The sequence below is a fragment of the Bradyrhizobium valentinum genome (genome assembly GCF_001440405.1).
Lineage (GTDB): Bacteria > Pseudomonadota > Alphaproteobacteria > Rhizobiales > Xanthobacteraceae > Bradyrhizobium > Bradyrhizobium valentinum.
In genome coordinates this window covers 27659-50593 of the sequence record NZ_LLXX01000033.1, presented here as the reverse complement: position 1 = coordinate 50593, position 22935 = coordinate 27659, and the positions used below count along the sequence as shown (strand labels likewise).

At 62.9% G+C, this 22935-nt stretch carries 22 protein-coding genes; 10 read left to right on the top strand and 12 right to left on the bottom strand.

The window, feature by feature from the left end:
- Window positions 1-10: 10 nt before the first annotated feature.
- From CP49_RS06050 to CP49_RS06025, 6 genes are all read right to left on the bottom strand, one after another.
- Window positions 11-1108, bottom strand: a complete 1098-nt coding sequence (locus CP49_RS06050) for an ABC transporter ATP-binding protein (protein ID WP_057849393.1) — start codon at window positions 1106-1108, stop codon at window positions 11-13.
- Between the two features lie 81 nt (window positions 1109-1189).
- Entirely contained in the window at window positions 1190-2476 is a 1287-nt protein-coding gene (locus CP49_RS06045) for an extracellular solute-binding protein (RefSeq protein ID WP_057849392.1), read from the bottom strand.
- A 50-nt stretch (window positions 2477-2526) separates the two neighbouring features.
- Window positions 2527-3363: a carbohydrate ABC transporter permease gene (locus CP49_RS06040; protein ID WP_057849391.1), complete on the bottom strand. Its 837-nt coding sequence runs from the start codon at window positions 3361-3363 to the stop codon at window positions 2527-2529.
- Window positions 3364-3367: 4 nt separating this feature from the next.
- Window positions 3368-4261, bottom strand: a complete 894-nt coding sequence (locus tag CP49_RS06035; RefSeq protein ID WP_245310526.1) for a carbohydrate ABC transporter permease — start codon at window positions 4259-4261, stop codon at window positions 3368-3370.
- Between the two features lie 312 nt (window positions 4262-4573).
- Window positions 4574-5089 (bottom strand): transcriptional regulator LdtR, encoded by a 516-nt coding sequence (gene ldtR, locus CP49_RS06030; RefSeq protein ID WP_057849389.1) that lies wholly within the window; start codon window positions 5087-5089, stop codon window positions 4574-4576.
- A 546-nt stretch (window positions 5090-5635) separates the two neighbouring features.
- The gene (locus tag CP49_RS06025) at window positions 5636-6118 is read right to left on the bottom strand and encodes a DUF6163 family protein (RefSeq protein WP_057849388.1); all 483 of its coding nucleotides are present in this window, start codon (window positions 6116-6118) and stop codon (window positions 5636-5638) included.
- A 184-nt stretch (window positions 6119-6302) separates the two neighbouring features.
- On the opposite strand from CP49_RS06025, the gene hemB reads away from it, so the two are divergent.
- The 3 genes from hemB to CP49_RS06010 all read left to right on the top strand — a co-directional run bounded on the left by hemB (window position 6303) and on the right by CP49_RS06010 (window position 9138).
- Window positions 6303-7364: a porphobilinogen synthase gene (gene hemB / locus CP49_RS06020; RefSeq protein ID WP_057849387.1), complete on the top strand. Its 1062-nt coding sequence runs from the start codon at window positions 6303-6305 to the stop codon at window positions 7362-7364.
- 248 nt (window positions 7365-7612) lie between these two features.
- A complete protein-coding gene (locus CP49_RS06015) occupies window positions 7613-8182 on the top strand; it encodes an RDD family protein (protein WP_057849386.1) in 570 nt (189 codons plus the stop codon).
- A gap of 179 nt (window positions 8183-8361) precedes the next feature.
- The gene (locus CP49_RS06010) at window positions 8362-9138 is read left to right on the top strand and encodes an arginyltransferase (RefSeq protein WP_057849385.1); all 777 of its coding nucleotides are present in this window, start codon (window positions 8362-8364) and stop codon (window positions 9136-9138) included.
- Between the two features lie 9 nt (window positions 9139-9147).
- On the opposite strand, the gene CP49_RS06005 is transcribed toward CP49_RS06010, so the two are convergent.
- On the bottom strand, window positions 9148-10542 hold the full coding sequence (locus CP49_RS06005) for an Nramp family divalent metal transporter (protein ID WP_057849384.1): 1395 nt from the start codon (window positions 10540-10542) through the stop codon (window positions 9148-9150).
- Window positions 10543-10663: 121 nt separating this feature from the next.
- Here CP49_RS06005 and CP49_RS06000 point away from each other — a divergent pair, with 121 nt between their 5' ends.
- The 6 genes from CP49_RS06000 (at window position 10664) to CP49_RS05975 (ending at window position 19017) form a co-directional block, all read left to right on the top strand.
- Window positions 10664-11794, top strand: coding sequence for a PspA/IM30 family protein (locus tag CP49_RS06000; protein WP_057849383.1), 1131 nt, complete (start codon window positions 10664-10666; stop codon window positions 11792-11794).
- Entirely contained in the window at window positions 11791-12450 is a 660-nt protein-coding gene (locus tag CP49_RS05995; RefSeq protein ID WP_057849382.1) for an OB-fold-containig protein, read from the top strand. The genes CP49_RS06000 and CP49_RS05995 overlap by 4 nt, the downstream gene beginning before the upstream one ends.
- 3 nt (window positions 12451-12453) lie before the next feature.
- Window positions 12454-14217 carry a flotillin family protein gene (locus CP49_RS05990; RefSeq protein WP_057849381.1) on the top strand — a complete coding sequence of 588 codons (1764 nt, stop codon included), beginning with the start codon at window positions 12454-12456 and terminating at the stop codon, window positions 14215-14217.
- Between the two features lie 398 nt (window positions 14218-14615).
- The gene (locus tag CP49_RS05985; RefSeq protein ID WP_057849380.1) at window positions 14616-16634 is read left to right on the top strand and encodes a peroxidase family protein; all 2019 of its coding nucleotides are present in this window, start codon (window positions 14616-14618) and stop codon (window positions 16632-16634) included.
- A 309-nt stretch (window positions 16635-16943) separates the two neighbouring features.
- Window positions 16944-18188 carry an MFS transporter gene (locus tag CP49_RS05980; RefSeq protein ID WP_057849379.1) on the top strand — a complete coding sequence of 415 codons (1245 nt, stop codon included), beginning with the start codon at window positions 16944-16946 and terminating at the stop codon, window positions 18186-18188.
- 373 nt (window positions 18189-18561) lie between these two features.
- The gene (locus CP49_RS05975; RefSeq protein ID WP_057849488.1) at window positions 18562-19017 is read left to right on the top strand and encodes a VOC family protein; all 456 of its coding nucleotides are present in this window, start codon (window positions 18562-18564) and stop codon (window positions 19015-19017) included.
- A gap of 147 nt (window positions 19018-19164) precedes the next feature.
- Here the strand turns inward: CP49_RS05975 and CP49_RS05970 are convergent, their stop codons facing one another.
- From CP49_RS05970 to CP49_RS05950, 5 genes are read right to left on the bottom strand one after another with little or no spacing between them, the layout of a single operon-like run.
- On the bottom strand, window positions 19165-20424 hold the full coding sequence (locus tag CP49_RS05970) for an adenylate/guanylate cyclase domain-containing protein (RefSeq protein WP_057849378.1): 1260 nt from the start codon (window positions 20422-20424) through the stop codon (window positions 19165-19167).
- 47 nt (window positions 20425-20471) lie between these two features.
- The gene (arsC, locus tag CP49_RS05965; RefSeq protein WP_057849377.1) at window positions 20472-20879 is read right to left on the bottom strand and encodes an arsenate reductase (glutaredoxin); all 408 of its coding nucleotides are present in this window, start codon (window positions 20877-20879) and stop codon (window positions 20472-20474) included.
- Window positions 20876-21574, bottom strand: a complete 699-nt coding sequence (locus tag CP49_RS05960) for an aquaporin (protein WP_156438090.1) — start codon at window positions 21572-21574, stop codon at window positions 20876-20878. Before CP49_RS05960 ends, arsC begins: the two co-directional genes overlap by 4 nt.
- Window positions 21561-22100 (bottom strand): arsenate reductase ArsC, encoded by a 540-nt coding sequence (locus CP49_RS05955; RefSeq protein ID WP_057849375.1) that lies wholly within the window; start codon window positions 22098-22100, stop codon window positions 21561-21563. Before CP49_RS05955 ends, CP49_RS05960 begins: the two co-directional genes overlap by 14 nt.
- Window positions 22093-22455, bottom strand: a complete 363-nt coding sequence (locus tag CP49_RS05950; RefSeq protein WP_057849374.1) for an ArsR/SmtB family transcription factor — start codon at window positions 22453-22455, stop codon at window positions 22093-22095. The genes CP49_RS05955 and CP49_RS05950 overlap by 8 nt, the downstream gene beginning before the upstream one ends.
- A gap of 122 nt (window positions 22456-22577) precedes the next feature.
- Here CP49_RS05950 and CP49_RS05945 point away from each other — a divergent pair, with 122 nt between their 5' ends.
- A complete protein-coding gene (locus CP49_RS05945; protein ID WP_057849373.1) occupies window positions 22578-22895 on the top strand; it encodes an ArsR/SmtB family transcription factor in 318 nt (105 codons plus the stop codon).
- Window positions 22896-22935: the final 40 nt, after the last annotated feature.

The window sequence follows — 22935 nt, the reverse complement described above, 5'->3', positions numbered from 1 at the left end:
TCGCCCTGATTCACCCCGAAATCGGCAGCTCGGTCTCGGGATCGAAGAAATGCAGACGGCCAGCCTGCGCCCAAAGGCGGACCTGATCGTCGCGCGCGATGACTGTTTCCGCCGGCACGCGGGCGGCGGTGACGCTGGCGCCGCCCACCCTCGTCTCCAGCAAGATCTCGGAGCCGAGCTGTTCTACGACCTCGACGCGGGCGTCGAAACCCAGGCCGGGGGCGCCGTCGCCGAGCACGAGGTGCTCCGGCCGCACGCCCAGGATCACGCGCCGGCCGTTATGGGCCGCGAGCGCACGCGCCTGCGAGGCGCCCACCGTCAACCTGAGGGCCTCTCCCTCTACCGACGTTGCGGCTGTCTCGCTGCGCACAGTGACGTCGATAAAGTTCATCGCGGGCGCGCCGATGAAACCCGCAACGAACTTGTTGGCCGGCTTGCCGTAGACCTGCAGCGGCGTGCCGATCTGCTGAACCCTGCCGTCGCGCATGATGACGACGCGGTCACCCAGCGTCATGGCCTCGACCTGGTCGTGGGTCACGAACACCGACGTGGTCGGAATCTCCGCGTGCAGACGCTTGATCTCGATGCGCATCTGCGCGCGCAGCTTGGCATCGAGATTCGACAGCGGCTCATCGAATAGGAATACCTGCGGGTTGCGCACGATGCAGCGGCCGAGCGCGACGCGCTGCTGCTGGCCGCCGGACAATTGCTTTGGCTTGCGCTGCAGCAATTCGTGCAGCCCGAGCATGCCGGCGGCGCGCTCGATCGCCACCTTGATCTCGGCCTCCGCCGTCTTTTTGTTGCGCAGGCCGAAGGCCAGATTGTCGTAAACGCTCATATGCTGGTAAAGCGCGTAGTTCTGGAACACCATGGCGACGTCGCGGTCGCGCGGCGGCAGATGGTTGACCACCTTGCCGCCGATCCGGATATCGCCGCTGGTGATGTCTTCCAGCCCTGCGATCATGCGCAGCGTCGTGGACTTGCCGCAGCCGGATGGGCCGACCAGCGCCACGAACTCCTTGTCGGCAATCTCGAGATCGACGTCCTTCACGGCGTGAAACAGCGAGCCATAATGCTTGTTGAGCTTGCTGAGTGAAATTGCTGCCATTGCCTCGCCGTCTCACTGCATCGGATGTTCGTTCAAAGACGACCCCGCCGCGTCGTGCGCGGCGGGGCCCTGGTGGTTGGACTATTGCGCGGCCTTGCTGACCAGCGGCGCGCCCTCGGCCAGCGCTCTTGCGATGTCCTCGCGCCTGCCGGTGACGGCCCTGGTGACCGCGTCGTTGAACGCCTTGTGCACGGCGGGCCATTGCGGGAAGTAATAGGCGCCGCGCACCTTGTCCGGGGAATCCAGCACCGACTCCTTCAAGAGCTTCATGAACTGGTCCTGCTCGGCGATCTTCGGCCAGAACGAGGTGTTGGGCGGCGGCGCGCCGGTCGCCTTCCAGAGCTTCATCTGCCCTTCCTCGTCGAGCATCATGGCTTCCAGCATCTGCTTGGCGAGCTTCTTGCGCTCGGGCGCGATCGACTTCGGGATCGCCCAGCCCCAGATATCGTCCCAGGCGAACGGCCTGGTGCGATTGGGGCCGAGCGGGAAGCGCGCGGCGGCGATCTTGCCTGCGATCTTCGACTTGGCGGGATCGTTGAAAGTGCCCCACCATAGCGTGTCTGCGACGGTGAAGGCGGCGTCGCCTGACATGAAGATCGCGTTGGCCTCGTTGCGGTCATAGGCCGGCATGCCGCGCGGCGCGATCTTGTGGGTGTTGATCGCATCCCACCAATATTCGACGGTCTGCTGCATGCAGGGTTCGGTCAGGCCCGACTTCCAGCCGGCTTCCGCAAGCTTCTTGTTGTCCCGCTCGTAGGCCGGCAGCAGCACGTCGCAATTGTTGCCCCACATCGACCAGAGCCAGCTGAACCAGGTGTGATTCATCGCCATGCCGGCGACATAGCCGAACTTGACCTTGCCGTCCGCCTGCAGCTTCTTGCTTGCCGTGACGAGCTCTGCCAGCGTCTTCGGCACCTCCTCCGGCTTGACCAGATCGGAGCGGTAGAAGAACACGCTGAAGGTCTGGCCCATCGGCACGACGGTGTTCTGCCCCTGCGCGTTGGCGAACACGACGGGGGCCATGCTCCATTTGTCGGCAAACTTGTTGGCCTCGACGTCGTCCATCGGTTCCAGCAGATGCGCCCAGGTCTGGCCCCAGTCGTCATTGTGCCAGATGACGTCGTACTGGTCGGCGTTCGAGGTCAGCGAGGCCGTCATTTTCTCGACATAGACGCCGTAGGAGTTCGGCACCTTGACGATCTTGACGCCGTTCCTGGCGCCCCAGGCCTCGAACATCGCAATCGAGGCATCCTGGATCGGGCTCGGCTGGTAACCGATCCGCAGCTCCTTCACCTGTGCGGCGGCACTACCGGTGGCAGCCACCAAGGCCGCAGTCGCCGCCATGAACCATCTCGCCAGTCCCTGCATCGCCTCTCCTCCTGTTTTTGTCGTTGTGTCGAACCTCGGTCTTTCCTTGCCTAAATCCTCAAGCCCCGGATGACGTATTTCTGGCCGAACAATGCGATCAGGAAGGCCGGCACCAGCGCCATGACCGCGGTCGCCGCCATCAGATTCCAGCGCAGTCCCATCTCGGTGACGAACTGCGCCATCACCACCGTGATCATCGGCACGCGGTTGCCGGTCAGGATCAGCGCGAACAAAAATTCGTTCCAGGTGAACAGCCAGCACAGCACGGCGAGCGCAGAAATCGCCGGCAGCGCCGACGGCACCGCGACGCGGATGAACGCACCCCACCGGGTGCAGCCGTCGATCATGGCGGCATATTCCATCGACGGATCGATGCCGTCAAAAAAGCCCTTCATCAACCACGAGAAGAAGCAGATGTGCACCGCCACGTGCGGCAGCAGCAGCCCGGTATAAGTGTCGTAGATGCCCCAGCTCTGGGTCACGAAATACAGTGGCAATACCCAGGAGATGTAGGGCACGCAGCGGAACACATAGATAGTCCCGAACCAGAGCCGCGAGGCGGGCCCGGTGAAGCGCGACAGCATGTAGCCGCTCGATACCGTCACCAGGAGCGAGAACACGGTCGCCAGCGTTGCGATCAGCGCGCTATTGACGAAGGCTTCGACGATCCGTTCCTCGCGTAGCACCTCGGCGAAATTGCCGAGCGTGAACTCGGTGCCGCGATGGACGTAGTAGACGCCGGATTCCGGCCGCAGCGAGGTCAGGATCAGCCACAGCACCGGAAAGGCAAACGCGAAGCAGATGAAGGCGAGCGCCAGCGCGAACAGCGTCTTGCGGCCCATCGGCGGCAGCCACGGCAGAAATTCGGAGCGGTGCACCATGGCCATCGGGTCATGCCTTTGCGATGCGGTCGACGAGGCGATAGAGCACCACGCCGATCACGAGGATGATGAGCCCGCCGATGATGGCCGCCGCCGAACCGCGGCCGAGATCGAGGTTGAGGAAGGCGTGGACATAGGCATAGAGGCTGAACAATTCCGTCGAGCGTCCCGGCCCGCCGCCGGTCAGCGTCCAGACGATATCGAAGGTGCGGAAGGCATCGATGGCGCGGATCACGACGCAGACCACGATCACCGGGCGCAGCATCGGCAGCGTCAGGAAACGGAACACGCGCCAGGTGGTGGTGCCGTCGATGGCGGCAGCCTCGAACGGCTCCTTCGGCAGGCTCTGCAGGCCCGCGAGCAGCAGCAGCGTGAACCACGGCGTCCACAGCCAGATGTCGGTCAGAAGGATGATGCCGAACGCGCTCCAGCGCTGCACCAGCCAGGGCTGCCCGTCGAGGCCGATCGCCTCCAGCACCACGTTGACGATGCCGAACTGGTCGTTGAAGATCCAGCGGATCATGATCGCGGCGATCACAGGTGCCACCATCAGCGGCACCAAAAGGATCGTCTGCACCAGCTTCTGGCCACGGAACGGCCGGTTAAGCAGCAGCGCCAGCGCAAGGCCCACCACCAGCGCGCCGGCGACGCTGAGCACCATGAACAGGAAGGTGTTCGGCAGCACCACGTAAAGGAAAGCCGGATCCGATATCACCGCAACATAGTGGTCGAAGCCGATCCAGGTCTTCCTGGGATTATAGAGCGCCCAGTCGCGAAAGCTGGCGTTGGCGCCGATGACGATCGGCACGACCTGAAACAACAGCAGCAGCAGCGCAGCCGGCGCGATCAGAAGCAGCACGAACCGCTGTTGCTCGCCGAACATGGGACGCCGCGATGCCGACAAGCCGGTTTTCCCCACCTGGGCATCAAGCCGTCACGACTCTTGCGGCCGCTACGTGCGTGAAGCCGGTATTTTCCGGGAGTATGGGCGTGGCGTCGAAGGCTCGTCAATCCGGATTGTGGAACCAGCAAGTCGCCGCCGGATGCTCATGCGAGATGTCAACTTAAGGTTCTCCAAAAAGCAAAACGCACCGGACCCGGAGAACCGGAGCCGATGCGCTTTCAGCAGGGCTTACTGCCTTGCCAGTTCATTGTCCGCTGTTGGCTTGCCGGTCTTCTCAGATGGCCGGCTTGGCCGTCAAGCAGAACGAAATTCTCAGAGCCGATAGAGGATCTGGTCGGTCCAGAACCGCTCGAGCCGGTGCAGCGACTTGTTCAGCGTCGCGAACTCTTCGTTCGAGATGCCGCCGACCTGCTCCACGGTCTTGACGTGCTTCTGGTAGAGCGCATCGACGATCTTGCGGATTTCCTGGCCCTGCGGGGTGAGGCGAATGCGGACCGAGCGACGATCAACGCGCGAGCGCTGATGATCGAGGAAGCCGAGCTCGACGAGCTTCTTCAGGTTATAGGAGACGTTGGAGCCGAGATAGTAACCGCGCGTGCGCAGCTCGCCCGCGGTCAGCTCCTTGTCGCCGATGTTGTAGAGCAGCAATGCCTGCACCGAATTGATGTCGGCGCGGCCGCGGCGATCGAATTCGTCCTTGATGACGTCGAGCAGCCGGCGATGCAACCGCTCCACCAAAGTCAACGCTTCCAGATAGAGCGGCTGCACCGGAGTTTGACCGGCAGAGCGTTCAGCGGTTTCCACCGCCGTTGCAACGGCTTTGATCATGACACTTCCCCTGTAGTCGTTTTTATCGACTTATTTCGACGAAACTTTTGTCCCGCCTGATAGCTTCAACTTAAGGGGGCGGTTTGAAGATCCGCTTAAATAAGAGAATAAAGAGATCATGAATTTAAGACAGTGAATCGTCGATTAAGCCCTTGGAAACAGGGGTTTTCGCAACGCTTCATTGACGGTGAAGGCGCGATGTTCACGCTTCGTCTGCATGCGCTGTCGCATTCGGAAACAGGTACGTCTGAAATCGAAACGCTCGCGTAACAGGTGTGGTGGAACCCTTTACGCCCCTTAACGGTGACTGAAGCGTTACCGGAAAAATTTTTTGAAAATTGTATGGGGTCGCGTCGTGGTTTCTGCACGCGGCTGGATTATGGCAGGAAACTGACACGTTGCTGCGGCGGTGGCTCTCATCCTTCGAGACGCGGCCAAGTGGCCGCTCCTCAGGATGAGGTCTACCATGGTCCTCATGATGAGGAGCGCGGCAACGCCGCGCGTCTCGAACCATGGCACCGCAGCATCCGGGCATTCAAAGAGCAGCTACGGCGGGCGCTCGCGCGCGGCCATCCAGGCGAGTGCGAGATAAGCGCCGAGCATCACGGCCTCCAGCGCCACCACCGTCAGGCTGCCGCCATAGATCCCCGGAAACATCAGTTCGATCACCGCCATCGACACCACGGTAGTGAGCCACACGACCGCGCCCCAGGGCGTCGCGAGCCAGAGCCCGACGGCGGCGACGAGTTCGATGACGGCGAAATAGACGGTCGCGGTCTGCCAGGCCATCGACTGGTTCTCGAAGGCCTCTTCCTCGCCGCCGATGAAGCCCGTCACCTGCGCCCAGTGGTACAGGCCTTTCAGTATCGAGATGACCGCCATCATGCGCAGGAACAGCACCAGCCGCCGCGTCCAGACGTTCTCGTCGGGCTCGATCCGCTCCGACGACATCGACGACATCGCCGCCATCGACATCGCATTGTCCCTGCCCTTGTCCCGCCCCTGATCGCGCGCCGAAGTATCAGACATGGAAGCTGACCTCGGAATCGGGGCTCAACGCGGGCTGGAATGTCCTCATGGCCCATGTCTTGGCCCGCCGCGAAGGTAAAATCAATTGCCGATGAGATGGATCAAGGCGCGGTGACGGGACACCTTCAAGGTGCTAGAACTGGAACAAATCAAAACTGACCGCGCCTCCAGGAGTACCCATCACATGGCGATCAAATTCGGGCGTCCGATCGAAATGCGCGACGCGCCGCGGCGGCAGGCCGCCCTCGCCTCCACCCCGCTTGACCTCGCAATCCGCCCCCGGCGCAACCGCAAGGCGGAATGGGCGCGGCGGCTGGTGCGCGAAAACGTGCTCACCACCGATGACCTGATCTGGCCGATGTTCGTGGTCGATGGCCACAATACACGCACGCCTGTCACCTCGATGCCCGGCGTCGACCGCCTCACCGTCGATCAGGCGGTGCGCGACGCCGAGCGCGCGGCAAAGCTGAGCATCCCCTGCATCGCGCTGTTCCCCTATACCGAGCCGTCCTTGCGCGACGAGATCGGTTCCGAAGCGCTCAACCCGAATAATCTGGTCTGCCAGTCGGTGCGCGCGATCAAGAAGGAATTCCCCGATCTCGGCGTGCTCTGCGACGTCGCGCTCGATCCCTTCACCAGCCACGGCCATGACGGGCTGATCGAGGACGGCAGGATCCTCAACGACGAGACGGTGGCGGTGCTGGTGAAACAGGCGCTGGTGCAGGCCGAGGCCGGCTGCGACGTCATCGCGCCGTCCGACATGATGGACGGCCGCGTCGGCGCGATCCGCGAGGCGCTGGACGAGGCCGGTTTCCTCGACGTGCAGATCATGTCCTACGCGGCGAAATACGCCAGCGCCTTCTACGGCCCGTTCCGCGACGCCATCGGCTCGGCCAAGACGCTGACCGGCGACAAGCGCACCTACCAGATGGACAGCGCCAATTCCGACGAGGCGCTACGCGAGGTCGAACTCGACATCGCCGAAGGCGCCGACATGGTGATGGTGAAACCCGGCATGCCCTATCTCGACGTGGTGCGGCGCGTGAAGGATACGTTTGCGATGCCGACGTTCGTTTACCAGGTGTCCGGCGAATACGCGATGATCGCAGCCGCCGCCAACAACGGCTGGATCGACGGTGACCGCGCGATGATGGAAAGCCTGCTCGGCTTCAAGCGCGCCGGCGCGGACGGGATCTTGACGTACTTTGCGCCGAAGGCGGCGGAGAAGTTGAAGGCGGAGCGCTAAAGCATCTGCCGTCGTCCCTGCGAACGCAGGGACCCATACGCCGCGGCGCTGATTGGGTAACGAGCCGTCTACCGTTCGTGTGCACATGAGAGATCACGCGGTATGGGTCCCTGCGTTCGCAGGGACGACGCAAACATTGTGCCCCCGCCCACCCCGAATATTGCACCGTGTTAATCGTCGCAGGCCCTTGGCGAGCGCGCGGCCGGTTCCCATGTTTCGTTCGGGAAATTCGGCCTGGAGGACGGACCATGTCTTATAGCGGCTCTGGCAATACCGGCGGCGCTTCGAATGCTGGCGGCGCCTGGCGGAACGACGGCGGGGTGCCGCCGCATGCGTTCGACCCTGACCTGCAGCCGGAACTGTTTCGCGGCGTGCTGACGCGGCGGGTGCTTGCGTTCCTGATCGACCTCGTCGTGCTGTCGGTGCCCGTGATCCTCGGTTACATCTTCATCGGCCTGTTCGGCATCATCACGCTGGGTCTCGGCTGGATGCTGTTCTGGCTGGCGTGGCCGGCCACCATCGTCTGGGCCATCGTCTATTACGGCGCCTCGATCGGCGGGCCGCATTCGGCCACCCTGGGCATGCGCGCGATGGATCTGGAAGTGCGCACCTGGTACGGCGCACCGGGCTATTTCGTGCTCGGCGCCTGCCATGCCGTGCTGTACTGGCTCTCGATCTCGTTCCTGACGCCGCTGGTGCTGCTGGTCGGGCTGTTTAACGGGCGCCGCCGGCTGCTGCACGACATCATCCTGGGAACCGTGGTCATCAACAGCTCGGTTCGTACCCAGGTAGCACCGTCGGCACGCAGCAGCTACTGAGCGAGCAGCAAACTAATTGACCGTCAGCCCTCGGGGCGCGATGTTAGAGCCGGTCCGGCCCGGATGAACCAGGGACGGGCCGGCACTTTTTCGTTTTGACGCGTTTTCTTAACGCGACCGGTGTCTACTTCGCGCGAAAGCGCTATGGTTGATTTGTTTCGGAGGCCTGACGATCCGACGTGACCCAACACTCGCGTGACACCCCGCAGTTCTACCTGACGGCGCCCTCGCCCTGCCCCTATCTGCCGGGCCGACACGAGCGCAAGGTGTTCACGCATCTGGTCGGCGACAAGGCCGGCGACCTCAACGACCTCCTGACCCATGGCGGCTTCCGCCGCAGCCAGTCGATCGCCTACCGCCCGGCCTGCGACCAGTGCCGCGCCTGTGTTTCCGTGCGTGTCATCGCCAACGAATTCCGCCCCTCGCGCAACTTCAAGAAGGTCCTGGCGCGTAACGCCGACATCGTCGGCGAACAGCGCAGCGCGGTGCCGACCTCGGAACAGTATTCGGTGTTCCGCGCCTATCTCGACAAGCGCCACCGCCATGGCGGCATGGCCGACATGACCGTGCTCGACTACGCGATGATGGTGGAAGACAGTCATGTCGAAACCCGCATCATCGAATACCGCAAGCGCGGCGTCGACACCGGCATCACCGGGCGCGGCGAGGAGCTGATCGCGGTGGCGCTCACCGACGTGCTCAGCGACGGGCTGTCGATGGTGTACTCGTTCTTCGAGCCGTCGCAGCAGAGCCGCTCGCTCGGCACCTTCATGATCCTCGATCACATCACCCGCGCCCGCCGGCTCGGCCTGCCTTACGTCTATCTCGGCTACTGGATCGAAGGCTCTAAGAAGATGGACTACAAGGGCCGCTTTCTGCCGCAGCAGCGGCTGGCACCGTCAGGATGGCTGCGCGTGGATGCGTCAGGCGAAATGCTGACCGAGCCGCAGGATTAGGCTCCCGCCTCACCCGAAGAACGTCTCGAACAACAGCTTCACGTTCAGCGCGACGATCACGCCGGCCACGATCCACGCCACCACCGCCACGCTCCGGGGAATGGCAAACTTGCCCATCTTGCGCCGATCGGACACGAACTTCACCAGCGGGATCACCGCGAACGGCAATTGCATCGACAGCACGACCTGGCTGAAAACCAAAAGCTGGCCGGTGCCGCGCTCGCCATAGAGCGCGGTGACGATCACGACCGGGACGATGGCGATGCCGCGCGTCAGCAGCCGCCGCGCCCAGCTCGGCAGGCGTAGGTGCAGAAAACCTTCCATCACGATCTGGCCGGCCAGCGTCGCCGTCACCGTCGAATTCAGGCCGGAGGCGAGCAGCGCGACCGCAAACAGCGTCGAGGCGATGCCGAGACCCAATAGCGGCGACAGCAGCTCATACGCCTGGCCTATCTCGGCGACCTCGGTGCGGCCGGTCGCATGGAAAGTGGCGGCGGCGACGATCAGGATCGCGGCGTTGATGAATAGCGCCAGCATCAGCGCGATGGTCGAGTCCGTCGTCGCCCATTTGATCGCCTCGCGGCGGCCCTTGTCGTTCCGTTCATAGGCGCGGGTCTGCACGATCGAGGAGTGCAGATAGAGATTATGCGGCATCACCGTGGCGCCGATGATTCCGATGGCGATATAGAGCATCTCCGGATTGGTGACGATCGCGGGCGAAGGCACAAACCCCGTCAGAACGGCAGCTATCGGCGGCGCAGCAGCTACGATCTGAATCGAAAAGCAGATCGCGATCACGATCAAAAGCGAGATGACGAAGGCTTCGAGGAAGCGAAAACCCTTGTTCATCAGGAGGAGCAGCAGAAAGGCGTCGAGCGCGGTGATCAGCGCGCCCCAGATCAGGGGAATGCCGAACAGCAGGTTCAGGGCGATTGCAGTACCGATGACCTCGGCGAGATCGCAGGCGATGATTGCCGCTTCGCAGACCACCCAGAGCAGGAAGTTGACGGGCCGCGAGAAGCTTGCGCGGCAAGCTTGCGCGAGGTCGCGGTCGGTGACGATGCCGAGCCGCGCGGCCAGCGCCTGCAACAGGATCGCCATCAGGTTCGAGAGCAGGATGACCGCGAGCAGCGTGTAGCCGAACTTCGACCCGCCCGCGAGGTCGGTGGCCCAGTTGCCGGGGTCCATGTAACCGACCGAAACCAGATAGCCGGGGCCAAGGAAGGCCAGCAGCCGGCGCGACCAATGCCCGCCGAAGGGGACCGAAATGGTCGAATTGACCTCGGGCAGGCTCCGCTGGACGCCAGCGGCGGCGTCGGCGCGCCAACCGGCGACGGTCGCATCAGTCATGGGCAAGCTCTCGGCCGCGGTCTCGGGGCCCAGTGCGGGCGTTCGGGCATCCATGGCGGCAGAATGGCCGAAATCAATCCTTATTGCAACTCATTTGCAACTGCATCTGGTGATCACGGAAACGATATCGTCAATTATCTTGTAAAGCACTGAGGAAGTGCTTTACGCTACGAGCATGATCAAGACGCCAGTCGAGACACCCACAGCGACCCTGCGATACGCCCTCGCCCCTGACGAGGCCGGCATTGCCGCTATCGAAGCGACCTTTGCCGACTACGAGCGGATGATGGCCATCCTCGCCGAGGTCGCGCCGGTTGGCGCCAACCTCGTTGCGCTTCACGCCCAGGCCTATGAGCGGATCCGCACCGAGACCGGACTGCCGGCCCGCCTGGTGACGCTCGGCCTGCGCGACCGCGCCGGCTACACGGCGGGCTCGCCGGTGCGCAAAATTCCACTCGACGACAAGTTGTTTGCGATCAAGGGACCAACTTCACTGACCATTAGCACTGTCCACGGACGTGTCTTGGTTCCGTTCGAGGTCCCCGGCTATCTTGCCGGCTGGGAAAGTCCCTTCCCGGCTCATTTGGTGTCGGACGGCCGCGCCTACGAAATCCACATCGCCGTTAAATCGAAATCCACAGCACCGGAGGAGAAGACCATGGTTCATGAAGGCATCCTTGCGCGTATGGGCAGACTTCTTGCCGCCATCGCCAGCGAGACCATCGACACTGCCGAGAACAGCAACAAGGTCGCGCTGGTCAAGCAGGCGATCCGCGAGATCGACGCCGGCGCCGATGAAGCGCGCCATGCGCTCGGCAAGTCGCGCGCCGAGGAGTTCCGCCTCAAGCGCCGGCGCGAAGAACTCGACGCCGAAATTGCCGGGCTGACAGACAAGATTCGCCTTGCGGTTGCAGAAAGCCGCGAGGATCTCGCGCGCGCCGGCGTTGCACGGCAAATTGATTTGGAATCGCAAGGCACTGCACTCGAACGCGCGATGGATTTCATCGAGCTCGAAATCGACGAGCAGACCAAGGCCTTACAGGCGATGCTTGGCGCGCGGCGTGAAGCCGAAACCCGCCTCGCCGATCTCGAAGCGAGCCTCGAAAAGCATTCGCCACAGGAAACCGGACGCGCGGCTGGTGCGACTAAAACAGTAAGCCCCGATCGCGCCATGGCCGCGATCGCCCGCGTCACGGGAGTGCCCGCCTCCGGCGTGCCCGGCGACAAGGAGCTCGACGAACTCGATCGCCTGCACCGCGAAAAGGAAATCGCGGCCCGCCTTGAAAGGATCAAGTCGCAGCAATGAGTGCCCTGACCGACATCCTGCTGGCGCCGGACCTGCGGCCCTTCGCCGTGGCTGCAGCGATCATGCTGGCGCTCGGCGGAATCGAATTGCTGGCGACGCTGGTCGGCTTCTCGATCAGTGAACTCGTCGGCAAGGAAGTCACCGTGGACGCCGACAGCGGCAACGGCCTCGGCGGCCTGTTCCTCTGGATCAACGCGGGACGTCTGCCGCTGTTGATCCTGATCATCCTCGCGCTCGGCGTGTTCTCGATCGCGGGATTCTTCCTGCAGGGCCTCGCGCACGGTGTGGGGATTTCGATCCCGGCATCGATTGCCGCGCTCGCGGCCGCAGCCTGCAGTATTCCCGTCATCCGGGTCACCAGCCGCGGCATCGCCCGCATCATTCCGCGCGACGAGACCTATGCGGTTGAGGAGGCCGATTTCATCGGTCATGTCGCCGAAGTTTCGATCGGGCCGCTCGACCAGGGACTGCCCGGCCGCGTCCGTCTCAAGGATGTCTTCGGCAACTGGCACTCTCTGGTGGCACGCGCCAGTCCCGAATCCACCCCGCTTCCGGTCGGCGCCAGCGTGTTGCTGGTCGACCGTGACGCCAAGAGCTTTATCGCCATTTCCGCACCAACCGACCTCATTGCGCAACAACGTTCAGACAGGGCTTAAAACATGTGGGAACTTGCAATACCCGTCGTTATTGGCGTCATTGTCGTTCTTGTTATCGGTCTCCTGCTTGCAAAACTCTACCGCCGCTCTACGCGTGACGAAGCCTATGTCCGCACCGGCCTCGGCGGCCAGAAAGTCGTCCTCGACGGCGGCTCGATCGTCCTTCCTGTCTTTCACTCGACGGCTGCAGTCAACCTGAAGACGCTGCGGCTCGAGGTCGCCCGCGGCGGCCCGGATTCGCTGATCACCAAGGATCGCATGCGCGTCGACATCGGCGCCGAATTCTATCTCCGCGTCAAACCCGATACCTCTTCGATCGCGCTCGCCGCGCAGACGCTCGGCAGCCGCACCAACAATGCCGGCGAATTGCGCGAGCTGATCGAGGCCAAATTCGTCGACGGCCTTCGTTCGGTCGCTGCCACCATGAACCTCGAGGAGCTGCAGGAGCAGCGCGCGACCTTCGTGAAATCAGTGCAGGAAGCGGTCGGCGCCGACATCCAGAACAACGGCCTCGAACTCGAATCGGTGTCGCTGACGCGGCTCGACCAGAGCGACATCAAGCATTTCAATCCGAGCAATTTCTTCGACGCCCACGGTCTGACGACCCTGACCAAGATCACCAGGGAACGCGAACAGGAGCGCAACCAGATCGTCCGCACCACCGAAGTGAACATCGCGCAGCAGGACCTCGTCGCCCGGCAGACCACGCTGACGATCGAGGCCACCAAGCGCGAGGCGGAGCTGGCGCAGCAGCGCGACATCGCCAACAAGACCGCCGCCATGCGCGCGCAGACCGCACAGGTCGAACAGACCGCGCTGCAGAACGAAGCGGAATACCGCATTCAGCAGGAACTGGCGGTCGCCAACAAGCAGACCGAAGCCAACCAGTTGCGCGACACCAGGAAGATCGAGGCCGATCTCGCGGTGAAACGCCGTAACACGGAGATGGAGCGCGACCTGCAGATCGTCGCACAGGAAAGCGCGATCGCGGTCGCCACCAAGAGCAAGGAGCAATCGGAGGCGCAGACCGTCGCCGAGACCGCGCGAGCGCTTGCCATCGCAGCCGAAGAAAAGGTCACCACCGCCAAAGCCGTCGAAATCGCCGAACGCGACAAGATCATCAACGTGATCGCGGCGCGAAAGGCCGCCGAAACCGAGGCGATGCCGATCACCGTGATGGCGGAAGCCGAGAACCAGGCCGCGACCAACAAGGCGGAAGCCATCACCATGCTGGCCAAGGCCGACGCCGATGCGGCGATCACCCGCGCGACCGGCGTCAAATCGCTCGGCCAGGCCGAGGCCGAGGTGGCGGCGCTGAAGGCGGAAGCCCGCAACAAGCTCTCCTCGGCAATGGTCGACTACGATCTCACGCTGGCGCGCATCAACATCATTCCCAACGCGCTGGCCGAAGCGGTCAAGCCGATCGAGAAGATTTCGGACATCCGGATCTTCGACACCGGCGGCATGCTCGGCCGCGGCGGCAATGGCGCCATGAATGGCCACGGTAACGGCCTTGGCCTCGGCGACGGCCTTGCGGCGCAGCTATTGTCGGTCTCGGCCTTCAAGCCGATCATCGACAAAATCCTCGCCGAAGGCGGCTTCGCCGCAGGGCCGGACGCACTGACCAGCCTGACCAACGCGCTGGCCGCGCAACAACCGGCAATCCCTGCCGAACTGCCTGCTGCGCTTGAGATCGATGACGACGACGTAGCGCCGCCGACGACGATTTCAGGCGCGGGCAAGGCAACGCTCGGCCCCAAATCGTAATCAAGCGGACGAAACGCCGGCCAAGTCGGAATCCAATGAGGCCTGCCGCTGTCGCGGCGGGCCTTTTTCTTCAAATCTCTCTCGCGCTTGCGCCTTGTAGGGCAACACGCGGGTTTGCTGCCTGGCTTGGCCGTCGTGGCTGGGCAAGAAGCCGAATGACCGTTGCTCCCTCCGTCATTCCGGGGCGCGCCTCTTTGGCGCGAGCTATGATGTGCACTTGCACATCTGAGAATCCATCGGACAGCGAACTCTCTGGTGGAATGGATTCCGGGCTCGCGCTTCGCGCGCCCCGGAATGACGAGAGGAATTGGCCGTCGTGCGCTTCCTTGTTGCAAATGCCTCTCATTAGTGACATTACTTGCAAATAATTCGCAATTGCAACTGAGGGAGGCGGTCAAATGCGTCAGTTCAAGCGAACCTGGGCAAACCAGGACGGAGACCACGATTTTCGTTTCGGCGATTTTTCTGGCCATTCTTTTTTGCCGCACCGATCGCATGGCTCTCACGGCCCGAATGAGTCTCATGGCCCTCATGGTTCGCCGTGCCAACCGGATCCGCCGCCTGTAAAAATCGAATACCGCAGCTTCGACGGTTCGCAGAACAATCAATCCGATTCCACCCTCAACGCTGCCGGCACCGAATTCGGACGTATCGGCGAGGCGCATTTTGCCGACGGCATCTCCGTCCCGCTCGGCGGCAACAATCCGCGCACCATCAGCAATCTTGTGGTCGGCGCCGGCGACCCTGATGTGGCGAATCCTGAAGGCGTGTCCGCGTTCATGTACGCCTGGGGCCAGTTCATCGATCACGACATGACGCTGACCCGGACGGATGGGGTCAGCGATATCAGCGTCGTGGTTCCTGCTGATGATCCCGTGCTTCCCGACGGCACCGTCATTCCGATCACTCGCGCAATTATCGATCCCACGACCGGTGCGGGCACATCCAATCCAGCCATGGCGGTCAATTCCAATACCGCCTGGCTGGACGCCTCGATGGTCTATGGGTCCAGCGCCGCGACCGCCGCCAGCCTGCGCACGGCCGACGGCCACATGCTGACGTCGCAGGGCGACAACCTGCCGATCGTCGACGGCATGGTCGTGGCCGGCGACGTCCGCGCCGCAGAGAATCCGGCGCTCACCGCCTTGCACACGCTGTTCGTGCGCGAACACAACTATTGGGTCGACAAACTGCACCTCGAGCATCCGAACTGGAGCGGCGACCAGCTCTACAATCACGCCCGCGCCATCGTGACGGCGGAAATCGCCAACATCACCTATTCGGAGTTCCTGCCAAACCTCGTGGGCAAGAATGCGCTCTCGCCCTATGACGGCTATGATCCCAATGTAGATCCCCACCTGTCGCTGGAATTCGTCGCCGCGGCGTTCCGCTTCGGACACTCGATCGTGTCGGGCGAAACCGAAGGTCTTGCGGAAAACGGCGAAGTCATCGCCGGCTCCGAGGAAGACCTCAAGGATGTCTTCTTCCAGCCGGCGGCAAACTTCATCGATAATGGCGGCGCCGACGGACAATTGCGTCACCTGGCCGCCGATCCGTCACAGGCGCTCGATGCGCGCATCGTCGACGACCTGCGCAATTTTCTCTTCGATCCGCCAGTGTCTATGGATCTCGCCGCGATCAATATCCAGCGAGCGCGCGACCTCGGCCTCGGCACACTCAACCAGACCCGTGAAGCGCTCGGCCTCGACCCCTACACGGATTTCAGCCAGATCACGAGCGACCCGGAGACGCTGGCCGGACTGAAAGCAGCTTACGGCAATGTAAATAATGTCGGCCTGTGGACCGGCGGCTTGTCGGAAAATCATGTCCCTGGCGCGCTTGTCGGCGAAACCTTCCAGGCCATCATTGCGAGACAGTTCGAGGCGTTGCGCGATGGCGACCGGTTCTGGTTCGAGAACCAGGGGTTCGATTCCAAGACGTTGTCCGAGATCAAAGGCACGACGCTGGCAGATATCATTCTGCGCAATACCGACACCAAGCACATCCAGGATGATGTCTTCGTCACCTATACGCGGCACACCGGCCTTGCCGGCGGCGTAGAGTCCGAAGATCCAGAAGCCCGTCAGATCGTCATCGGCTCCAATGGCAACGACACGTTGATCGGCGGTCCGCAGGGCGATTATCTGTTCGCCGGAACCGGCAAGCAGACGATGACGGGAAATGACGGCGCGGACCGCTTCGTGTTTGATTTCGGATCCACCAGAGCTGAGATCACCGATTTCGATCCAGGCGTCGACATGCTGGTGTTTGAGAATGCCGGCCGTCTGGACTTTTGCGATGTGAAGATCCGGGGCGACCATGGGAACACGGTGATCCAGGTCGGTGACGACCGGATCGAACTGACTGGCGTTCGGCCCCATGAACTCACAAAGCACGATTTCCTGTTCGACGTTTGATGCGAATTCACGAAACGACCGCTGCGGATTTGGCGCTATCCTCTGTTTGCCGGGCATCAACCCGCCATCGTCATTCCGGGGCGCGAAGCGAACCCGGAATCTCGAGATTCTCAGGTGCGCAATTGCGCACCATAGTTCGATGCTTCGCATCGCCCCGGAATGACGGCGGCCCCTCACGCAAACCGGTACGCCTCCACACGTTCGCGTGTGGAGGTTTTTTGTTTGTAGAAGGCCTTGTCGGGAAACGGGTGGGTTGGATCGTCCTCAGGCCGGACAATGCGGACAAATCGAATCCAAGGGAATTTTGCCATGTCCGCCGCCGACACGCCGCGCCTGCCCGTGACCTTCAACCGCCTGGCCTGGTCCAACCTCGCGGCCCAATCGGCCGAGCAGATTGCGCTGGCCGCAGCCCCCATCGTCGCGGTGCTGTTGCTCGGTGTCGGCGAAGGCCAGACCGGCCTATTGCAGACGGCGCTGACGCTGCCCTTCATTCTGTTCGCGATCCCCGCGGGTCTCCTCGCCGATCGCGTTTCGCGGCGCTGGGTGATGGCGGGCTCGGAGGCGCTGCGCGCCGTGGCGCTCGCCGGAATTCTGTTGCTGATCTGGCTCGGGCTGATGACCTTGCCGCTGCTTTCGCTGCTCGGCTTCGTTGCGGTATGCGGCACCGTCGCCTACAGCGTCGCCGCACCCGCGCTGGTGCCGTCGCTGGTGACATCGGAACAATTGCCGGCGGCGAACGCTCGGATTGAACTCGCACGCACGATCGCATTCGCCAGCGGTCCGGCGCTTGGCGGCGTACTGGTCGGATGGGTTGGCGCCGCGCCTGCCTTCGGCTTTGCCGCGGCGTTGTCCGTGATCGCGGTGGTGCTGCTGTCAGGCATCTATGAACCGGCGCGCGCCCCTGCCCCGCGCCGCCATCCGCTGCAGGAGATCAAGGAAGGCGCCACGTTCGTGTTGCATCACCCGCTGCTGCGGCCGGTGTTCATCACACAGTTCATCTTCAACACGGCGTCGTTCCTGCTGCTTGCCGTGTTCGTGCCCTACGCCGTGCGTCACCTCGGGCTGTCAGCCACCGGCGTCGGCGTAACGCTTGGCATGTACGGTGTCGGCATGGTGGTCGGCGCGCTTGCAGCGACGCGGGTGATGAAACGGCTCGCCTTCGGCACGGTGATCGGGCTCGGGCCGGTGACGGGATTCGTCGCCGCGGCCGTGATGGCGCTGACCACGATCGTGCCGACGCCGCTACTGGCGGGCCTGAGCTTCTTCCTGCTCGGCGCCGGCCCGATTCTTTGGGTGATTTCGACCACGACCTTGCGGCAATCGGTGACGCCGCCGTCGTTGCTCGGGCGCGTCTCCGCCATCAACATCATGAGCTACGGCGCCCGTCCGCTCGGCTCCGCGCTCGGCGCCATCGTCGGCGGTCTCTACGGCGCGGAAGCTTGCCTTTATCTGGCAGCCGCGATTTTCGCTGCGCAGGCGCTGGTGATCCTGCTGTCGCCGGCGGTCTCCCTGGCGCGACAGCCGGACATGGTGGGAGAGCCGGCGGGGTGTTAGGGCGTGCACTCATAATTCGGAAACGCCCATAGACTTGGCGATGTCCGCATTACCCGTGTAAACGAACATCGTCCGTTACGCTCAAGATGTCCGGCCAGTGCCCAATTCCGGACCTTGGCCTGTCGCCGGAAAGCAGACCTTCAGATAGATCAGCGTGGAGGGACCTAGTGAAGTTCCGCGAGGGGTGGATTGCGGGCGTTGCCACCTATCAAGCCGAGCCATATCCTCGACCCGTGGAGACGCGTGTTGAGCACGACGGCACCTGGAGGGACCTTCGCGTCGGCCGCAAAGCCTGTTGGGCGATAGAGGGCGCGCGTCGCGAGCGGCTCCGCTACCGCTCAGCTACACCATCACCAGGGACACGACCGAAATCATGACTAAAAGTAAATTGCTACGAATGGACAATGTCGGCATCGTGGTGGAATCTCTCGATGATGCCATCTCTTTTTTCACCGAGCTTGGCCTGACGCTTGAGGGGCGAGCCATGGTTGAAGGAGAATGGGCCGGACGCATCACTGGACTGGGTAATCAGCGCGTCGAGATCGCCATGATGGTTACTCCCGACGGCCACAGCCGCCTCGAGCTCTCGCGTTTTCTCACCCCGTCTGTAGTCGCCGATCACCGGAACGCCCCGGTGAACGCCCTCGGCTACCTACGTGCTATGTTCACAGTGAGCGACATCGACGAAACACTCACCAGACTCCGCAAGCACGGTGCGCAGCTCGTCGGCGAAGTGGTTCAGTACGAGGCCTCGTATCGGCTCTGCTACATCCGCGGCCCCGAAGGACTTCTCATCGGACTGGCAGAACCACTCGGTAGTAATCGGTAACGGTTAGACAAGGGTCTTCCTCCCACCCATCATTGACGTTGGGCGGGTACTTTCTTTCCGCTGCATGATGGATCGCTTCGCGGAAGCCTGTCGTCGGGTGCGCATTCGCGCGACCAGTTGGCTCGCAATGACGAAGCCAAAACAGGCCTAGCCAGCCAAATACCGCTCGTACTTCCCGCCGACGACCTCATCGGCGGCAATATCCGGATCGAGCGTATAGAGATCCTGCGCGCGACCGATGCCGCGCAGCGCATAGCGGCCGGTGGACACCAGATAGTTTCGCCCGGCGGCATCGAGGCCTGCGCGGAACGCCGACGACATCAAGAGTTCCCGGTCGACAGAGCGGCACATCGAGGCAATGCGGCTGACCTCGTTGACGGCCGGGCCCACCACGGTGAAGTCGAGGCGGTCGTCGCTGCCGATATTGCCGTAGAAGACCTCGCCGACATGCAGCCCGACATGGGCCGTCGTCACCGGCCGGTTCTCTTCGTTGCGGCGGGCGTTGAGCGTCTTCACGTTGCGGCGGAAGCGATGCTCGGCCCGCAGCGCGGCGCGCATTGCCTTCGCCATGTTGTCATGGGTGAACATCGCCAGCACGCCGTCGCCGATCAGTTTCAGCACCTCGCCGCCGGCTTCGTGAATGGCGTCGATCGAGGCATGCGCATAATCGTTGAGGAACGGAATGATCTCGCCGGGGTCTATGCTCTCGCTGATCGCGGTCGAGCCACGCAGGTCGGAGAACCACAGCACCGTGTTGATGCGCTCGGTGACGCCGCGCGTGATCCGTCCGCGCAGCACCTGTTCGGCGGTGTCACGTCCGAGATAGACGCGCCCCAGCGTCTTGGTGATGTCGGCTTGCGCTGCGGACTTGATCGCCAGCCCCAGCACCGGCACGAGATCGCGTAGCGCAGCTAACCCTTGCGCCCCAAAGCCCTCGTCGCGCCTTGTCACCCAATAGGAATAGACGCAGTCCATCTGCCCCATGGTGCCGGCCTCGCCGAACTGATGCACATAGGCCACGAGATGCTTGTGACCCTTCTCGGCGAGTTCGTTCACGAACTTGAACCTTTGGACCCCGCCGTCAGCGAGGTCGACCGGCAGCTCCGAAAAGCCGTTTTCGAGCATGTGATAGAAGATCGAGCTGCGCCAGGCCTCCGCAGCTTCGCCCTCACTGGTTGAGCCATATTCGAACACGTCGCTTTCGTTGGTTTCGGCGTCGTTCCAGCGAAAGCCGCGGCCCTCGAAAATCGGGTGCAGTGTATCGATGAAGACCATCCCGCGCGACACATGGAGTCCTTCGGCGCGGCAGCGCTCGCAGAAGCCGCGGACGAGGTCGTTTTGGGGCAGGCCTGTGAGGCCCTGGCTGACCAGCCAGTTCGTCAGGCGCAGACGGGGTGTGAGTTCCATGCGGCTATTATGCCGCGCAATGGTGACGGGTGGAAGGCTCGTGCGCTTCAACCCTTGGCGCGCGTCACTGCCTCGCCGTCTTCTTTCACGAAGGACTGCACGGGGTTATCGAGCAGGTCGAGCACCAACTCCGAGGGACGGCACAGCCGGACGCCCTTCGGCGTCACCACGATCGGCCGGTTGATCAGGATCGGATGCGCGATCATGAAGTCGATCAGCTCGTCATCGCTCCACTTCGGATCGGCGAGGCCAAGCTCGGCATAGGGCGTGCCCTTCTCGCGGAGGAGTTCGCGCGGCGAGAGGCCCGACGCCTTGATTAGGTCGACCAGCCGTGCGCGGCTCGGCGGGCTCTTCAGATACTCGATCACCTCGGGCTCTTCGCCGCTCTGCCGGATCATCGCCAGCGTGTTGCGCGAGGTGCCGCAGGCGGGATTGTGATAGATCGTGACGGTCATGGCCGCGCCTCCTTCATTGCTGCGCTTGCCCAGCTTTTTCCGCTGAGCAGCCAGCCCATGAATAGCAACGCGACGAGCGCCCCGCTTGTTTCGGCAATGATGAAACCGGGAAGGTCGGCGGGCCGGATGCCGGAAAACGTATTGGTCATCGAGCGGGCGATCGCTACCGCCGGATTGGCGAACGAGGTGGACGCCGTGAACCAGTAGGCCGCGGTGATGTAGAGGCCCACCAGCCACGGCACGGCGGCGCGGTTGAACCTGATGCCACCCAATATGGTGGCGACCAGGCCGAAGGCGGCGACGCCCTCCGCGAACCATTGCGCCCCGCCGGTTCGCATTTTCAGCGAGGCATCGATCAAGGGCAGCGCGAACATCGCGTGCGCGATCATGGTCCCGGCAATGCCGCCGGCGATTTGCGCAAGGATGTAAGCAAGCGTGTCGCGCGGCGTCAGCTCGCGCTTCAATGCAAACACCAGCGATACCGCCGGATTGAAATGCGCTCCCGAAACGGGCCCGAGAATGGTGATGAGAACCACCAGGATCGCGCCGGTCGGCAGCGTATTGCCGAGCAGCGCCAGCGCGACGTCCTTGGTTAGGCTCTCGGCCATGATGCCGGAGCCGACCACGGTCGCAACCAGCAGCGCGGTCCCGAGGGCTTCAGCGGCGAGCCGGCGTGGCAGATCAAATTCGTTCACCAGCTAGCCCTCCCTGGCCTGAGGTTGCGCCGTCGCCGCGGCCAATGTCGCGCAGCTTGGTCCCAAGCGATAGCTGGTCGATGCTTTCCAGCGGCAGGCTGGTGAAGGCGGCAATTCGATTCTTGAGATAACGGAACGCCTCGACGAACGCCGCTTCCTTCTCGATGTCGGTGCCCTCGACTGCGGCAGGGTCCTCAATGCCCCAATGCGCCGTCATCGGCTGTCCCGGCCATATCGGACAGGACTCGCCGGCCGCGTTGTCGCAAACCGTAAAGACGAAATCCATCACGGGCGCATCGCTGCGCGCGAACTCTTCCCAGCTCTTCGAGCGCAGTCCGTCCGTCGGATAATCGAGGCGGTTGAGCACCTTGATTGCAAATGGATTGACCGTCCCTTTTGGCTGGCTGCCCGCGGAAAAGGCGCGGAAGTTGCGGCGTCCCTCCTTGCGCAGGATCGATTCCGCCAGGATCGATCGCGCGGTGTTTCCGGTGCACAGGAAGAGCACGTTGTAGATGCGTTCAGGCATGAGCTTTCCTCCTTGTCTTCGGTGGACAACAAGGCGTGAGGTCTTCGATCAGCGGCCCGCAGATCTCGGGCCGCCCGTCGCAGCAATCGCGCAGCATGAACAAGACCACGGCCTGAAAAGCCCTAAGATCGGCGCGATAGACGATCGAACGGCTAAAGCGCCGCGCCGTCACCAGTCCCGCGCGGGACAGGATCCCCAGATGCGAAGACATGGTGTTTTGCGGCACCGCCAGTTTTTTGGCGATATCGCCGGCGGCAAGCCCTTCGGGTTCGTGCTTCGCCAGCAGCCGAAACACCTCGAGGCGGGTGGATTGGGCGAGCGCGGCCAGCGCGAGAATGGCCTGTTCTGATTCCATATATCCAGACTTATCGATATATCGTTCCATGTCAACTCCGGCGGCAAGGATGCAACCCCGGTCTGTTTCGATCATTCTAGAAATACCGTTGACGGATTCGGATTCGAGTGAGACGATGGCCTATGAAACTCGATGACGCGGCCGCCCATCTCGAAGCGCTGGGCAATCCGACCCGGCTAAAAATCTATCGCGCGCTGATCCGCGCAGGAGGCGCTGGCCTTGCGGTCGGCCGCCTGCAGGAGAAGCTGAAAATCGCGCCCTCCACCCTCTCCCACCACATCAAGGCGCTGGTGGTGGTGGGCCTTGTGACCCAGGTGCGCGATGCGACCACGCTGATCTGCCACGCCAATTACGAAGTGATGCGGGAGCTTGTGGGCTTTCTGGTCGCGGAGTGCTGCACCGAGAGCGCCGAACCCACTGATACCAAGACCGCGGCCTAGAGCGCCGCGCTTTTTGATTTCTATTTCGATATTTCTAGTT

Excerpts from the sequence above, each read along its gene's own strand:
- CP49_RS06050 (WP_057849393.1), bottom strand. The coding sequence starts at position 1,108 with ATGGCAGCAATTTCACTCAGCAAGCTCAACAAGCATTATGGCTCGCTG.
- CP49_RS06045 (WP_057849392.1), bottom strand. The coding sequence starts at position 2,476 with ATGCAGGGACTGGCGAGATGGTTCATGGCGGCGACTGCGGCCTTGGTG.
- CP49_RS06040 (WP_057849391.1), bottom strand. The coding sequence starts at position 3,363 with ATGGCCATGGTGCACCGCTCCGAATTTCTGCCGTGGCTGCCGCCGATG.
- ldtR (WP_057849389.1), bottom strand. The coding sequence starts at position 5,089 with ATGATCAAAGCCGTTGCAACGGCGGTGGAAACCGCTGAACGCTCTGCC.
- CP49_RS06025 (WP_057849388.1), bottom strand. The coding sequence starts at position 6,118 with ATGTCTGATACTTCGGCGCGCGATCAGGGGCGGGACAAGGGCAGGGAC.
- hemB (WP_057849387.1), top strand. The coding sequence starts at position 6,303 with ATGGCGATCAAATTCGGGCGTCCGATCGAAATGCGCGACGCGCCGCGG.
- CP49_RS06015 (WP_057849386.1), top strand. The coding sequence starts at position 7,613 with ATGTCTTATAGCGGCTCTGGCAATACCGGCGGCGCTTCGAATGCTGGC.
- CP49_RS06005 (WP_057849384.1), bottom strand. The coding sequence starts at position 10,542 with ATGGATGCCCGAACGCCCGCACTGGGCCCCGAGACCGCGGCCGAGAGC.
- CP49_RS06000 (WP_057849383.1), top strand. The coding sequence starts at position 10,664 with ATGATCAAGACGCCAGTCGAGACACCCACAGCGACCCTGCGATACGCC.
- CP49_RS05995 (WP_057849382.1), top strand. The coding sequence starts at position 11,791 with ATGAGTGCCCTGACCGACATCCTGCTGGCGCCGGACCTGCGGCCCTTC.
- CP49_RS05990 (WP_057849381.1), top strand. The coding sequence starts at position 12,454 with ATGTGGGAACTTGCAATACCCGTCGTTATTGGCGTCATTGTCGTTCTT.
- CP49_RS05985 (WP_057849380.1), top strand. The coding sequence starts at position 14,616 with ATGCGTCAGTTCAAGCGAACCTGGGCAAACCAGGACGGAGACCACGAT.
- CP49_RS05980 (WP_057849379.1), top strand. The coding sequence starts at position 16,944 with ATGTCCGCCGCCGACACGCCGCGCCTGCCCGTGACCTTCAACCGCCTG.
- CP49_RS05975 (WP_057849488.1), top strand. The coding sequence starts at position 18,562 with ATGACTAAAAGTAAATTGCTACGAATGGACAATGTCGGCATCGTGGTG.
- CP49_RS05970 (WP_057849378.1), bottom strand. The coding sequence starts at position 20,424 with ATGGAACTCACACCCCGTCTGCGCCTGACGAACTGGCTGGTCAGCCAG.
- arsC (WP_057849377.1), bottom strand. The coding sequence starts at position 20,879 with ATGACCGTCACGATCTATCACAATCCCGCCTGCGGCACCTCGCGCAAC.
- CP49_RS05955 (WP_057849375.1), bottom strand. The coding sequence starts at position 22,100 with ATGCCTGAACGCATCTACAACGTGCTCTTCCTGTGCACCGGAAACACC.
- CP49_RS05950 (WP_057849374.1), bottom strand. The coding sequence starts at position 22,455 with ATGGAATCAGAACAGGCCATTCTCGCGCTGGCCGCGCTCGCCCAATCC.
- CP49_RS05945 (WP_057849373.1), top strand. The coding sequence starts at position 22,578 with ATGAAACTCGATGACGCGGCCGCCCATCTCGAAGCGCTGGGCAATCCG.